8 protein-coding genes are annotated in these 15,458 nt (G+C 66.3%); 3 read left to right on the plus strand and 5 right to left on the minus strand.

Translation table 11 applies throughout. The features are described 5' to 3' along the window. Nucleotides 1-63: 63 nt before the first annotated feature. The 3 genes from ASD73_RS19990 to ASD73_RS20000 all read left to right on the plus strand — a co-directional run bounded on the left by ASD73_RS19990 (nt 64) and on the right by ASD73_RS20000 (nt 4,659). Nucleotides 64-2,943 (plus strand): M16 family metallopeptidase, encoded by a 2,880-nt coding sequence (locus tag ASD73_RS19990; RefSeq protein ID WP_056367600.1) that lies wholly within the window; start codon nt 64-66, stop codon nt 2,941-2,943. A gap of 26 nt (nt 2,944-2,969) precedes the next feature. Further along, nucleotides 2,970-3,272: a hypothetical protein gene (locus ASD73_RS19995; protein WP_056367602.1), complete on the plus strand. Its 303-nt coding sequence runs from the start codon at nt 2,970-2,972 to the stop codon at nt 3,270-3,272. A 142-nt stretch (nt 3,273-3,414) separates the two neighbouring features. Then, on the plus strand, nt 3,415-4,659 hold the full coding sequence (locus ASD73_RS20000) for a multidrug effflux MFS transporter (RefSeq protein ID WP_056367603.1): 1,245 nt from the start codon (nt 3,415-3,417) through the stop codon (nt 4,657-4,659). A 251-nt stretch (nt 4,660-4,910) separates the two neighbouring features. Here ASD73_RS20000 and ASD73_RS20005 read toward each other — a convergent pair whose 3' ends face one another. From ASD73_RS20005 to ASD73_RS20025, 5 genes are all read right to left on the minus strand, one after another. Then, complete coding sequence (locus ASD73_RS20005) at nt 4,911-6,449, minus strand: amino acid permease (RefSeq protein ID WP_056368226.1); 1,539 nt, start codon at nt 6,447-6,449, stop codon at nt 4,911-4,913. Nucleotides 6,450-6,573: 124 nt separating this feature from the next. Then, a complete protein-coding gene (gene pbpC, locus ASD73_RS20010; RefSeq protein WP_056367606.1) occupies nt 6,574-8,715 on the minus strand; it encodes a penicillin-binding protein 1C in 2,142 nt (713 codons plus the stop codon). Nucleotides 8,716-8,719: 4 nt separating this feature from the next. Continuing rightward, nucleotides 8,720-14,560, minus strand: a complete 5,841-nt coding sequence (locus ASD73_RS20015; RefSeq protein ID WP_082521732.1) for an alpha-2-macroglobulin family protein — start codon at nt 14,558-14,560, stop codon at nt 8,720-8,722. A 135-nt stretch (nt 14,561-14,695) separates the two neighbouring features. Beyond that, the gene (locus tag ASD73_RS20020; RefSeq protein ID WP_056367608.1) at nt 14,696-15,073 is read right to left on the minus strand and encodes a histidine triad nucleotide-binding protein; all 378 of its coding nucleotides are present in this window, start codon (nt 15,071-15,073) and stop codon (nt 14,696-14,698) included. 23 nt (nt 15,074-15,096) lie between these two features. After that, complete coding sequence (locus ASD73_RS20025) at nt 15,097-15,429, minus strand: phosphoribosyl-ATP diphosphatase (protein ID WP_056367610.1); 333 nt, start codon at nt 15,427-15,429, stop codon at nt 15,097-15,099. Between the last annotated feature and the right edge of the window lie 29 nt (nt 15,430-15,458).

The raw sequence follows: 15,458 nt of genomic DNA on the forward strand, positions 1-15,458 counted from the left end.
CAGTGCCGTCCGGCGCCCGGTCGCACGCGGGCATAAAGCCTGCGCCCGAACAAGAGGATTTTCATGCCCCGTTTCCATCGCTTCGCGCTCGCTCTGGCGGTTTCCACCTCGCTCGTCGCCGCGGGCCCCGCGCTCGCCAAGGCGAAGGCCGCCAACCCCGCACCGATCGCCGACCTCGTGAAGGCCGTCGATATTCCGTACGAGGCGTTCACGCTCGACAACGGCCTGCGCGTGATCGTGCACGAGGATCGCAAGGCGCCCGTCGTTGCGGTATCGGTGTGGTATCGCGTTGGGTCGAAGCATGAGCCCAAGGGCAAGACGGGCTTTGCGCATCTGTTCGAACATCTGATGTTCAACGGGTCCGAAAATTCGCCGGGCGATTTCTTCGAACCGCTGCAACAGGTCGGCGCGACCGACAGCAACGGGACGACCAACGTCGACCGCACCAATTATTTCGAGACGGTGCCGACGGGCGCGCTCGACCGTGCGCTGTTCCTCGAAAGCGACCGCATGGGGCATCTGCTCGGCGCGGTGACGCAGGAAAAGCTAGATAACCAGCGCGGCGTCGTCCAGAATGAGAAGCGCCAGGGCGACAACAACCCCTATGGCCTGCTGCGTTACGAGATTTTCGAAAATCTCTTTCCGACGGGGCATCCCTATCACCACAGCACGATCGGTTCGATGGGCGACCTCAACTCGGCGAGCCTCGGCGACGTGAAGAAGTGGTTCACCGACAATTACGGCCCGAACAACGCCGTGCTCGTGCTCGCGGGCGACGTGAACGTCGCCACTGCAAAAGCCAAGGTGCAGGAATGGTTCGGCGACATTTCGCGCGGCCCCGAAATTGCGGCGCCCAAGACATCGATCCCGACGCTGCCCGCGCCGCTGGCGAAGGAGGTCAAGGACCTCGTCCCGACGACGCGCATCTATCGCATGTGGGCAATTCCCGGCCTGAACGATCCCGAGGCGGTGCCGTTGCAGATGGCGATGGGCGTGCTCGGCGGCCTGTCGTCGTCGCGGCTCGACAATGCGCTGGTGCGCAAGGATCCGGTCGCAGTGAGCGTTTCGGCGGCGGCGCAGCCGTTCGAGGATGCCGGTATCCTGCTGGTGCAGGCCGACGTAAAGCCGGGCGTCGACCCCAAGCTCGTCGCGTCGCAGCTCGACGCGGAAATCGCGAGCTTCCTTGCCAGCGGGCCGACCGCGGACGAATTGCAGCGGACCGCGGCGAGCTATCTGGCGGGCACGATCTCCGGGCTCGAATCGGTCGGCGGTTTCGGCGGCAAGGCGGTGACGCTGGCCGAGGGCGCGCTCTATTCGAACAATCCCGCTTATTACAAGGTCGAGCTCGACCGGATGGCGAAGGCGACCCCCGAGCAGGTCAAGGCGGTTGCCAACAAATGGCTGTCGCGCCCGGCCTTCTCGCTGACCTATACCCCCGGTGAGCGCACCGAGGGCGGCGAAAATCGCGGCGGCGCGGTGACGGGCGGCAAGGTGACCGCACCGGTCCAGCCCGACCGTTACTGGAATGAGGCGCTCGGCGATGTCGGTCCCGATACGGGCGGCACTTCGTCGTTCGCCGACCGTTCGCAGCTGCCGGCGGTTGCCGACCTCAAGGCGCTCGACTTTCCGGCGATCGAACGCACCAAGCTCAAGAACGGCGTCGAGGTCGTTTTCGCGCGGCGCACGACGGTGCCGACGGTCAATGTCGCGGTCAGCTTCGACGCGGGCTATGCCGCCGATCCGCACAGCGCGCTCGGCACCCAGTCGCTGATGCTTAGTCTGATGGACGAGGGCACCACGAGCCTCGATTCGATCGCCTTTGCCGAAGCGAAGGAGCGACTGGGCGCGCAGATCGACGCGACCGCCAATGCCGACGAAACGGTGTTCAGCCTGTTCGCGCTGAAACCGAACCTCGGCGCCTCGCTGAGCCTGCTCGCCGACTATATCCGCAATCCGGCGTTCGACGCCAAGGAGCTCGATCGTGTGCGTGCGCAGCAGCTCAACCGGCTGAAGGCCGAGCTCAATAATCCGAACGCGATCGCTTCGCGCATATTGACGCCGGTGCTGTACGGCGCCGATCATCCCTATGGCATCCCGCCGTCGGGCCTTGGCAATTCGAAATCGGTGGCGGCGGTGACGCGCGATCAGCTTGCGGCGTTTCATTCGGCGTGGATCCGTCCCGACAATGCGCGCGTCTTCGTCGTCGGCGACACGACGCTTGCCGAAGTGAAGAAGCAGCTCGACGCGACGCTGGGGCAGTGGAAAGCCCCTGCGACCGCGAAGCCGGTCAAGCATTTCGAGATCGCGATCCCGGCGCCGAAGCCGCGCATCCTGTTGTTCGACCGGCCGAAGTCGCCGCAGTCGGTGATCCTTGCGGGCAAGGTGCTCGACGCCAAGGGCGGCGACGAACTCGAAGTGCTCCGCTCCGCGAACGATATTTTCGGCGGCAATTTCCTGTCGCGCTTCAACACCAATTTGCGCGAGACCAAGGGCTGGTCCTATGGCGTGCGCAGCCGCATTTCGGGTGATCAGGACCGGTTGACCTGGGTCGCCGCGGCGCCGGTGCAGGCCGATCGCACGGGCGATTCGATCAAGGAGTTGCAGAGCGACCTTAAAAGCTTCCTCGGCGACAAGGGCGTGACGAAGGAAGAACTCGAGCGCACGATCAACGGCAGCGTTCGCGAACTGCCCGGCAGCTTCGAAACCTCGGGCGACGTGCTCGGCGGAATCCGGCAGATCGTCAAATTCGGCCGTCCCGACAATTATTACGAGACGCTGCCCGCGACCTATGAAGCGATGACTGCGGCCGAAATCGACGCGGCGGCGCGCAAGGCGCTCAGCACCGATGGTCTCGTCTATGTCGTCGTCGGCGATGCCGCGGTGGTTAAACCGCAGCTTGACGGATTGGGTCTGCCGGTGGAAACGGTGTCCCTCGATAACTAACATCAGTTTCAGTAAGGAGAGCCCATATGTCCCAAGTCGATGGTAGCTATGATTGCGTAACCAAGTCGCCGATGGGCGATCAGAAGTCGGTTTTCACCGTGAACAGCGACGGCGGCAGCTTCACCGGCCAGAATGCGGGCGCGATGGGCGCGCTCGATGTCGAAAATGGCAAGGTCGACGGCAACAAGCTGACCTGGACCATGAACATGAAGGTGCCGATGCCGATGACGCTCGAATGCGAAGCGACGATCGACGGCGACGCGCTGACCGGCACGATCAAGGCCGGTGCGTTCGGATCGATGGCGATGACCGGCACCCGCCAGGGCTGAGTCACGCCTCACGAAAAGCGAAGGGCCGTCCGCTCCTGTGAAGGGAGTGGGCGGCCCTTTTGCTTTGCATAGCAATGCCCTTTGGGTTTGCGGCCATTCGGGGACTATCCAAAGCGGCGGCATGGGCGCATAGGCTGCCGCCATGCACAAGCCGGCCCAATCCCCCCAACGGAGCCTGCCGGGCGACCGTGAAATGGTGGTCATGATGGCGATGGTCATGGCGCTCAATGCACTCGCCATCGATTCGATGCTGCCCGCACTGCCCGCGATCGGCGAGGCGCTGGGCGTTACGGTCGCCAACGATCGTCAGCATGTCATCTCGATCTACCTGCTCGGTATCGGCTTCGGTTCGCTGCTATACGGCCCGCTGTCGGACCGGTTCGGGCGCAAGGGTGTGCTTGTCCCCGCGCTGTTCGCCTATCTCGCACTCTCGATTGGTTGCGGCCTCGCGACCAGCTTCGCGATGCTGCTCGTGCTCCGCTTCATCCACGGACTGGTCAGCGCGGCGCTCGGCGTCATTGTGGTCGCGGTGATCCGCGACCTGTTCGCGGGCGATGCGATGGCGAAACGGCTGTCGCTGATCTTCCTCGTCTTCATGATCGTGCCGATCATCGCGCCGACGATCGGCGCCGGGATCGCCGCGGTGGCGGGCTGGCGCGCGATTTTCGTCGTGCTGGCGGTGATGTCGATCGTGATGCTGTTCTGGTTGCGCCGCCTTCCCGAGACGCTCGACCCCGCCGATGTCCGCCCGCTCGATCTTCGCACGATGATCGCGGGCTGGGCGACGGTGACGCGACATCGCCGTGCCGCAGGCTATATGATCGCCTCGGGGATGATGCAGGGCGCGCTCTACGGCTATCTCAACAGCAGCGAACAGATCATCGCCGAGGTGTTCGGCGCGCAGGCGATGTTCCCGCTGATCTTCGCGTGCGTCGCAGTCGGCATCGCGATCGCTAATTTCTCGAACGCCGCGATCGTCGAGCGGTTCGGGGCGCGGCGCGTGTCGCAGGCGGCGGTCTTCGCCTTCATGGCGACCTCGATTCTGCAGATCGTCGCGGCGCTGAGCGGCGTCGAGACGCTGTGGATGTTCACCGCGCTGATGATGGCCAACGTCGGCCTCGTCGGCTTTATCGGCAGCAATTTCGGGTCGATCGCGATGGAGGATTTCGGGCATATGGCGGGCGTCGCGTCGTCGTATCAGAGCTTTGCCAAGACCTTGCTCGCGGCAACCGTCGGCGCGACGATCGGGCAGCAATATGACGGCTCGACGCTGCCGCTGGCTTATGCCTTCCTGATCAGCGCGGTGGTCGGCCTGGCTTTGGTCTTCTGGGCCGAGCGCGGCAAGCTGTTCACGCGGCCGGGAACGGCACCGAAAAGTCCCTATTAGCGGCCCTGTCGGCTTGAAGCCGGTGAACGTCTGCTTTGAGGTGGGAAGCTGTCCCTTTGTGCACCCCGGCGAAAGCCGGGGCCAGTGCGGACATATGCTAGGTTTGCGTCAGGCTTCTGGACCCCGACTTTCGCCGGGGCACATCTCTCTATCGGCAGCAACCGGTCGGTAGCGGCTGAGATCCCATTTCGATGCGCTTGATACAAAGAAAGGGGGCCGAAGCCCCCTTTCCCTTGGTATCATTCGATCCGTCAGTTGAACGACGGTGCCGGCGGGACCGGCGGCGGCGGTGCGTCGGCGTCGTCCTCGTGCACCTCGATATGTCCCTGACCTACATGGCTGCGCGAGCGGCTGTAGGCGAAGTAGACGACGAGGCCGATGGCGGCCCAGATCAGGAAGAGGTTGATGCTCTTCTGGTCGAGATTGAAGAAGAGATACAGACAGCCCGCGATCGCGATCGGCGCCGTGAGGTAGATAAGCGGCGTCTTGAACGGACGATGACGGCCGGGATCGGTCTTGCGGATCACCATCACCGCGATCGACACCGCGGCGAAGGCGAAGAGCGTGCCCGAGTTCGAGATGTTCGCCAGCTGCCCGACTGGGAAGAAGGCGGCGAACAGCGCAACCGCGATGCCCGTGATGATCGTGATCACGTGCGGCGTGTTGAACTTCGGGTGGATCTTCGAAAAGGCTTGCGGCAGCAGGCCGTCGCGGCTCATCACGAAGAAGATGCGGGTCTGGCCGAACATCATCATCAGGATGACCGACGGCAACGCGAGACCGGCGGCAAGACCGATCAAATTGCCGACCTGCGGCCAGCCGATTTCACGCAGCGTCCATGCCAGCGCTTCCTTCGAGCAGACCACCGCCTGATCTCCGATCGCGCCGCACGCGGCGGCGAGTTCGCGACTGCCGGGTTCGAGCGCATGGGCGCCTGCCGCATCGATCCCCACCGGCTGCGCGCCGACCGAACCGATCACGCCCGCGGCGACGAGCAGGTAGAAGATGGTACAGATCGCGAGGCTGCCGATCAGGCCGATCGGCATGTTGCGCTGCGGATTCTTGGTTTCTTCGGCCGCCGTCGAAACCGCGTCGAAGCCGACATAAGCGAAGAAGATCGACGCCGCGGCGGCGCCGATACCGCCGAAGCCGAGCGGGGCGAAGGGTTCGAAATTCTCCATGTTCATCACGGGAACCGCGAGAACGACGAACAGCGTCAGCGCCGCAACTTTGATGACCACGAGGAACGCATTGACCGTCGCCGATTCGCGGGTGCCGATGACCAGAAGCATGGTGACGAGGCCGGCGATGAACATCGCGGGCAGGTTGATCATGCCACCGTCATATGGCCCAAGCACCAAGGTAGAAGGTATATCTATGGCGAAGGCATTTTCGATCAGCCCGACAACATAGCCCGACCAGCCGACCGAAACGGCGCCCGCGGCGACCGCATATTCGAGGATCAGCGCCCAGCCGACCATCCACGCGATCAGCTCGCCCATCACGGCGTAGCTATAGGTGTAGGCCGAGCCCGATACCGGGACCATCGAGGCCATTTCGGCGTAGCAGAGCGCGGCAAAGGCGCAGACGAAGCCGGCGATGATGAAGCTGATCATCATGCCCGGACCCGCCTTTTGCGCGGCTTCGGCGGTCAGCACGAAAATCCCGGTCCCGATCACGGCGCCGATCCCCAGCATCGTTAGCTGGAAGGCGCCGAGCGTGCGCGTAAGCGACTTTTTTTCCGCTGTCGCCAAAATGGCATCCAACGGCTTTACGCGGTCAAATAGCATAATCATCCCCTTGGGAGCGGCTGAACTGCCGCCCGTCTCATGGCGGGGCAGACTAGCCGCTCCGCGCGTCAGCGCAACTTAATTTCATGAGGCCAGCGCTGCATTTAATGGGGACCAGCGCCGCTTACCGTACGGTAAAGCGCACTCGGTCAATCATTCGGCCGCCTGGATCAACCAGCGTCAGCATATGGACGCCGGGGCGCGGCAGGATTTGTTGCCCCGCATCGGCATCGCCGAGCGCTTTCTTGTCGAGGTTCAGGCGGTATCCGGCGACCGAACCGCTAACCGTCACCGCCAGCCGCTGGCGGTCGATCGGGATGTCGGGGTCGAGCGCATAGACGCTGCCGCTGACCGGGCTGGTGATGCGTGGGCGGCGCGCAGCCTGCGGCGCGGCGGCCATTTCCGTTTGCGCGGTGCCGCGCAGGAAATATTCGCGGCGCGGCGGCTCGCGGGTGCCGGGGAGGGTAATCTGGCGCGCTTCGACGCCTTCAGGCATCGTCGGCGGCTTGCCGGGGCTGCCGGCGTGGAGCGAGAGCATCACATCGCGCCACACCGGCGCGGCGCCCGAGGTGCCCGAGACGGCGCGCATCGAATCGCCCTCGAGATTGCCGACCCACACCGCGACGGTGAAGCGGTCGGACCAGCCGATACACCAATTGTCGCGCATGCCCTTCGACGTACCCGTCTTCGCCGCAGCCCAGAAGGGCAGGCGGAGCGCGCTGTCGGCGCCGAAGGCGTCGGAGCGGGCGGTCGCGTCGGCGAGGATGTCGCCGACGATGAAGGCGGCGGCGGGGTTGACGATCTGGCGGGCGCCGTCCGTCCTTTGGTTTGGCATGAAATGGACCGGCGACCAGCGTCCCAAATTGGCGAATGTGCGGAAGGCGTTGGCCTGCTCTACAAGCGAAACTTCGGCGGAGCCAAGCGCAAGGCTGAAGCCGTAATATTCGCCGTCCTCGACGAGGCCGTGATAGCCGAGCGTCCAGAGGCGGTCGCGGAATTGCTGGACGTCGTCGATGACGAGCGCGCGGACCGCGGGGACGTTGAGCGAGCTAGCGAGCGCGTGGCGCACGCTGACCGGCCCCTTGAAGCTGTGATCGTAGTTTTTGGGCACGTAGAGCCCCGACGCGGTGTCGAGCTGGACCGGGCTGTCGTCGAGGATCGAGGCGGCGGTGAGCCAGCCATGCTCGATCACCTGCGCGTAGAGATGCGGTTTGAGCGTCGAGCCTGCCTGGCGCGGCGCGTTGGCGCCGTCGACTTGCGATGCGGTCGATTTGAGGCCGACGCCGCCGACATAGGCGAGCACTTCGCCGGTGGCATTGTCGAGAACGACGACCGCACCGTCGCGCACGCGGTCCGAGCCGAGGCCGGCGAGCTGGCGGCGCAGCGCGACGATCGCGGCGGTCTGGATGCGGCGGTCGATCGTCGTTTTGACGCGCTTGCCGGGCTGGTCGAGCAGACGGACGGCGAGGTGGGGGGCGAGCGCGGGGTCGAAGCGCGCGGCATGCTCGCCCGAGACGAGCGTCGCGGCCGCGGCGCGGATCGCGGTGCAGTCCTTTGCTTGTGCCACGCGGCACGCGCGGCGGCCGAGCGCCTCGGCGCCCGCGGCGGGGCTGGGGAGCAGGCCCGCGAAGAGCGCGGCGTCGGTGCGATTGAGCTCGGCGGGTTTCTTGCCGAACAGGCTTTGCGCGCCCGCACCGATACCCTGCGCCTCGCCGCGCAGCGGGAGGAGGTTGAAATAGGCCTCGAGCATTTCGTCATGCGACCAGTTCGCCGCGAGTGCTTGTCCGGCGCGCATCTGGCGGAGCTTGGTGCGCCAGTCGCGTTTGCCCGGCTGCGCGAGGCTGGGGTCAAGGAAGGCGGCGAGCTGCATCGGCAGAGTCGAGGCGCCGCGCGAGCGGTCGCCGGTCCAGCGCGCTCGGATTGCGCTGGCGATCGCAAGCCAGTCGACCCCGCCGTGCGACCAGAAGCGGCGGTCCTCGCTTTGCACCACGGCGGTGCGGACGGCCGGACTGATCTGGTTCAGCGGCACCCATGCGAGGCGGCGGCGTTCGAAATTGACGCGCTCGCTGTCGAGCAATTGGCCTTCGCGGTCGTAGAGCCACGCCTCGCTTGGGCGCCAATCGGCGCGCACCTTTTCGAAGGCGGGCATCGCAGGCGGTCGCGTCGCGAGATGCGCGGCGGTGACGAGGACAAGCGCCGCGAGCGCGGCCCATGCGAGAACATGGGGCCAGCGCCGCCGGCGCCCGGGGACGGGCGACAGGCTCATCGCATCACTGCGTGACGCTGGCGATCGTCAGCGGAGCGTTCGGCCACTGGCCGCGGATCGCGGGTGAATACATCGCCTCGACCCGCGTCGGCGGCAGGGTGAAGCGGCCCGAGCCGTTGAGCCGCACGACATATTCGACCGCATGGGTGCCTGCGGGCATCCAGCCGAAATAGCCGCGCCAGCTGTCCTTGCCGCGTTCGACATAGCTCGGCTGCGCGCCCGATCCGCCCGCCTGCTCGGCGAGCATTTCGGACTGGCCGCCGAGGTTGCCGACGATCGTCGCGCCCGGCGCGATCGGATCGTTGATGACGACCCACGTCCGGCCGGCGGCGGCAACGACCTCGATCCGCACCTTGATCACGTCACCGCGCGTCAGCCGGTCCTTGTTCGCTGCCTTGACGATGCTGACCGAGCGCTTGATCCGGTAACCCGCGTTGAGCGGTTCCTTCAGTGGCACCGCCGCCTTGACACTGACGGTGGCCCATGGCGTTCCGGTGCCTTCGTGCTTCAGGCTCATCGTCGCCGCGGCGAGCGCGACGCGAAGCGGCGAGACGGGCTCGGCGGGCAGCGGCCAGCTTTGCGAAGCGGTGGCGCCCGCAAGGCCGATGTTGGTGACGCCGGTGATCGCATTCGCCGGATAGAGGTCGGCGAAGCGGCGGACGGTGACCGCGCCCCAGGCGTTGGCGGGGGTGGTGTCCCAATGACCTTTGCGCTGGCGCTGCGCGACGCCGACCATCAGCTTGCCGGCGTCATCCTCCCAGCCCTTGCGGCCGAGCACGGCTTCGAGCGCCTTGATCGCCATTTCGTCGCCGCTGGTCATCATCCACCAGGGCGCGCGCGCGTCGTCGACAAGGTCGAGGCGCGTGCCTTCGTAGACGAGACGTTTGCGCAGTTCGGCCTCGGCGGCGGTGCGCAGCGCAGGCGCGCCCCGCACGCCCGGCGTCTTTTCGATCGCGACGAGCCAGTCGGCGAGGGTGCCGGTGGCCATGTCGATCGGCGCGACGTCGATCGCGGCGACGAGGCTCGCGCTCGACGCGTTGTTGCGCGCGAGTGCCGCCAGGGCCGCGATGCGGACGGGGCGGATGTCCCACGGACCATAGCCCTTACGCGTCAGGCGCCCTTCGACGACCGCCTGCAACGCCTTGACCATCTTCGCCTTCGACGCCTCGGGGATCGCGAAGCCGTTCGCCGCGGTCACGCTGAGCACATAAGCGGTGAGCTCGATCGACCCTTCGAGCCGTTCGTTGGGCCAGTAGCGGAGCAGCCCGTCGTCATCGAGATAGGTCGGCATCGCCCCGGCAAGCGCCTGCCAGCGCCCGACATCGCCGAGCGCGACGGCGCGCGAGGTCGACTGTTCGAAGCAGTTGTACGGGTAGATCGCCATATAATCGCGCACCCCCGACAAGGGCGGCGCGAGCGTGCCGGCGAGCGCGACGTCGACATAGCCGCCGGGCAGTGCGCCCGCCGGGATCGCGATCGGCAAGGTCGTGTTCGGGCCGACGCGGAACAGGCTGGCGGCCCAGGTTTCGACCGGGATCGCGGGTTCGACCGTCTGCGCGAAGACGAGGCGGTCGCGGGCCTTGCCGCCCTTGGCCACTGCCTCGATGGTCCATTCGATCGGGCCGGTGGTTTCGGGGGCGGTCATCGACCAGCTGATCGGCACCGCGCCGCCTGCCGGGATGGTGACGGTGAGCGGCGGGGCGGTCGCGACGGCTGGCGACAGCGTCGGGGTCGCGGTGACCTCCATCGGCTGATCGGTGCCGTTGCGAAGCGTGAAGCGCGCATCATAGGTGTCGCCGGTGCGCACCAATTCGGGCATGCCGGCGAAGACGCCGAGATCCTGCACGGTGCGGACGGTGGTTTCGCCGGTGCCGAAATATTGCGACCCGTCGGTCGCGATCGCGACGAGGCGGAAGCCCGAGAGATTGTCGGACAGCGGCACGTCGACCGTCGCGCGGCCCTTGGCGTCGAGCGGAACATTGCCCTTCCACAGCAGGACGGGACGGAAGTCTTCGCGGGTCAGGCCCGAAAGATCGCCGCCACCGCCGCCGCCGGGTTCGAGCGCCTTGCGGCCGTAATGGCGCTTGCCGACCACCTGCATCTGCGCGGTCGAGGTGAGCACGTCGAGCGTGCGTTCGCCCATCATCGCGTTCAGCACTTCCCAGCTTTCGTTGGGGGCGAGCTGGAGCAGCGCCTCGTCGACCGCCGCGAAGGCGACGTCGGCGTTCTTCGGCGCCTTGCCGTCGGGGGTCTTGACCTCGATGCCGACCTTCGCGGTTTCGCGGACCGAATATTTCTCCTTGTCGGCCTTCACCTTGACGCCGAGCTGATGGCCTTCCCAGCCGACCTTGATGCGCGCGATACCCATGCGATAGCTCGGCTTGGCGAGATCGACGAGTGCGGTCGGCGGCGCGCCTTCGCTATTCTCGATCTTGAAGCCGACCGCGCGTTTCATCTTGCGGAACCAGCTTTCCTCGCCCGTCACGCGCCCGCGCACCGCCATCACCGAGACATAGACGTCGGGCGCGTAAGTCGCGGGAAGTTTGACCTTCACGACGGGGTTCGTGCCCTTGAGCGGCACGACAAAGCTCGACAGCACGCCTTCGCGCTCGACGGTGACGAGCGCGGTCGCTTCGCGGAACGGCATGCGGACCTGGAAGCTTGCGGTATCGCCCGCGGCGTAGCGCGGCTTTTCGGCGATCACGTCCATGCGGTCGCCATTGTCGCCGCCGAACCACCAGTCGTCGTCGCCCGCGAGCCACACCGAGCGGACCGCGCGCGCTTCATTGCCGTCGGCATCGAGCGTCGTCGCGACGACGGTGACCTCGCCCGAGATACCGGGCGCCATCGCGCAGCTCGCGCGGCCGAGCTTGTCGGTCGTCGCCGAGCAGGTCGCATCGAGCCGCGTCGTGCGCATCTGGTTGTCATAGGCGTAGAAGCCGCCGATCAGGCGGCGGCGCGCGGTGATGATCTCGCGATTGTAGAGCGCGACCTGCACGCGCTGGCCCGAAATCGGCTTGCCATCGAGGTTCAGCGCGATGAAATTGAGGCGCAGATCATTGTCGCGCATCAGCCAGCCGTCGGTCTTGACGCCGAGGCGGACGGCCGAGGGGTAGAGGGTGACGCGGCGGCTCGACGTCAGCGTTTCGCCATTCGCGTCCTCATAGTCCATTTCGGCGGCCATCAGCGTCGGTTCGGTGATCGGCTGGTCGACCGTGACGCTCGTCGTCGCGGCGCCATTGGCGTCGAGCTTCAAGGGCACCGAGCGTGCGAGCGGCAGTTCGGCGGAGGGGGTGTCGCCGCTGTCGTCGAGCTGGACGACGCCTTCCTTCACCGGCTGGCCGTCGAAATCCCAATCCTTATAATCCTCGGGCGGCGACCAGCTCGAGCGGAAATTGGTGCGCAGTTCGACCGGGATGTTGGGCGCGGGGCCGCCCGACAGATAACCGACGAACAGCGACAGCGGCACGGCGGCGGGGCGGACGAGCGCGGTTTTCGGCCCGGTGATCGTCGCCTTCATCGTCGGCAGGCGATATTCGTCGACCTTGACCGACTGGCCCGACCAGATCGTCTTGTCCTCGCCGTCCTTGTCCTTGGTGACGAAGACAAGCTCATAATCGCCCATGGGGGCCGATGCGGGGACGTTCCAGACCGTCTCGCCGCTGCCGGTCGCAGCGATGGCGAAGGGCATTTCGAATTCGGTGTCCGAGCCGCGGTGGACGAGGCGGAGCTTGCCCGACAGCGCCTCTGGGGTCCGGAAGCCAAGGCCGACCGGGCGGCGGAGCAGATGCTTCATGTGGACCGTCTCGCCCGCCTGCACGAGCGCGCGGTCGAAGACGGTGTGGAGGATGTCGTTCCGCTCCGACCAGCCATAGGGGAGGTCGAAGTCATAAGGGCGGATGCCGTTGCCCCAGTCGGTGAGCGTGAAGCTGAAATCGTCGCCCGAGCGCGCGCTGACCATCAGCGCGTGGCCTTCGCTTTTCGCCATGTCGGGGGTTTCTTCGCAGCTCGAATAGGTTTCGGGCTGCGGCAGCCCGCCCGCGAAGGCGAGGCGGCCCGCCTTGTCGGCGGTGCCGCGCGCGAGCAGGCGGCCTGTGCAGCTGTCGGAGACGCGGATTTCGGCGCCCGCGACGGGAAGGCCGGTGTCGAGCGCGGTTACCCACGCGAGCGAGCCCTCGCGGCCCCATTTGAAGTGGACGGCCATATTGGTGACGAGCGCCGCGGTCGCGACGTAACGCGTCGACTTGCGGCCGAGCAGCGCGGCGCCAAGCTCGGGGCTCGCGATCTCGACGACGTGGAAGCCTTTTTCGGCGAGCGGGATGCCGACGACCTCGAATTCCTTGCCGCCCGCGGCAGGCGCGAGCTGCATGTCGCGGCGTTCGCCGCCGGCAGGGGCATCCGCGAACACCGATTTGGTGCCGGTGTAATTGACCGTGACGTCCTTGCCGGCAGCGTTCTTTTCCTCGCGATAGTCGGTGTCGTCGGCGTCATCGACACGCTTCAGCCAGCGCGCGATCGCGGCATCGTCGTCGCCGACCTTGAGCGCGGTCGCGGGCATTTTGAGGTTCGCCTGGACGAGCGAGCTTTCGACCCCGCGCACGGTTACCGGCAGCACGCCGCCTTCGCCCGCTTCGAGGATGCCGAATTCGGCGGCGAATTTGACGAGCGGCGGGGCGCGGTCGATGTGGAATTTCAGCGGGAAATTCGACTGGTTCTGCAGCTTGCGGCCGCTCTGGTCGGTGACGTCGGCAGGGAGCACGAGCGTCGCGTCGACATTCTGCGGCAGCGGACCGGTGAAGCGGACGCTCGTCAGCCAGGCGTCATTCTTGTCGTCGTCATCGATCTTCGGCGTCAATTTCTTGCCGTCGGCGGTGTTCAGCGTCGCGGCGAGAACGCTCTCGCGCGATACCGGCGAGGCGAAACTGAGCGTCACATCCTTGATCGGGTTGCAGCCCGCCTGCGGATTGACGCGGCTGCACGACATTTTCGCGGTGAAGGCGGGGCGCACATCATGGTCGAAGCGCTGGTCGCGGCCGGCGGTGCGGCCCGGCACGCCCGCCTGCGAAATGCGCGAATCCCAGACAAGCGCCATCTCGCGGCCGGGGGGCAGCGGGCGGCGGCATTTGACGGGGACGATGCGGTCGAGCGCGGCTTCGCGGTCGGCGCCCGCGGCGGGGAAGTGCTGCGGCAGGCCGGCGTCGTAGGTGAAGGACTGGCGCGACCAGTTATTCTCGCCGAGCCCGGTCAGGATTTCGGTCGCGGTTTCGCGCGGGAGGACGTCGAGCGGGATCTTTTCGCCGATGCCGTCGACGGCGCAATAGCCGAAACGTCCGACCGAGGCGCGGTCGGCTGCGACATTGGTGGCGACGAGGAAGATCTGATTCTCCTCGATATCGCCGTCCATCCCGCCCGCGAACACGGCGCGCGCCGAGGGGCCGCCGGTGTCGAGCGTGAAGCGGCTGTTGCCGACGACCGAGACACCGCGCGCGGTCTTGAGCCCGTCGCGCAGCTCGACATGGCAGGCGAGCCCGCCCGGGAGCGGTTTGTCGAATTCGAGCACCCAGGTACGCGTATCGACCCAGCGGCCGGTCGCGGGCAATTTGCAGTCGTTGGTCGCGGGCGCGGCGGCGCGGGGATCGCCGAGCGGGACCATGTCTTCCGAAAAGCGCAAGGTGAAGCGCGTGATCGTGCCGTCGCCGGTGCCCGAGCTGCCGGGGGTTGCGAGCGTGACCTGCGGAACAGTGTCGGCGGCGGTCGCGGCCATCGCGAGGCTGAGGGGGATGATCAGCGCCAGTTTTGCCTTGCCGGCCAATGCTGTAGCCAGCGCGCGCCATCCCTTGCCCATTATCAACTCCCCGTTCGGTCCGAACTTCTATCCTGCTGGAAACAGGGGACAGAGTCCACCCGCGCCGCATATAACACACGGTTAGTCGCGCTTCTGTAAAATGCTGTGACCGCCGTCATAGGCGGCGCCGAAAGATCAGCGCGCGAGCATCGGGCCGAGCGGCTGTCCCGCGAAGATATGGACGTGGAGGTGCGCGATTTCCTGATGACTGTCGAGCCCGACGTTGGCGAGCAGGCGATAACCGGGGGCGACGAGGCCGGCATCGCGCGCGACCTGGCCCACCGCACGGACGAAGCCCGCGATTTCGGCGTCGCTGCCGCGCTCCGAAAAATCGTCCCAGCTGACGTAGGGGCCCTTGGGGATCACGAGGATGTGGAGCGGCGCCTGCGGATTGATGTCGTGAAAGGCGAGGGCGAATTCGTCCTCATAGACGGTTTTCGAAGGCAGTTCGCCGCGCAGGATGCGCGCGAAGATGTTGCTGTCGTCATAGGGGAGAGTCGCGTCGATCGGCATCGGAGAGTTCCTGCTCTTTCAGTCTATTGGGGGCGGCTCGCCTTTTCGGTATGGCCCGAGGTGCCGTGGCGGCGGTCGAGTTCGGCGGCGATCATGTCCCATGTCAGCCCGCGCTCGGCGAGCAGGATCGAGAGGTGGAAGATGAGGTCGCTTGCCTCGCCGATCAGTTCGGGATCATCCTCGCTGACCGCCGCGATCACCGCTTCGACGGCTTCCTCGCCGAGCTTTTGCGCGATCTTGCCGCGGCCTTTCGCGGCGAGGCTTGCCACGTAAGAAGCCTCGACCTCGCTCGCCGCGAGCCGGTCATGGATGACCGCTTCCAGCCGCCCCAGCGTGTCGCCCATTGCCTTGCTCATCTCGCGATCCCTTTGCCACACCCTTTCGC

Origin of the sequence: Sphingopyxis sp. Root154, assembly GCF_001427105.1 — a bacterium.
GTDB lineage: Bacteria > Pseudomonadota > Alphaproteobacteria > Sphingomonadales > Sphingomonadaceae > Sphingopyxis.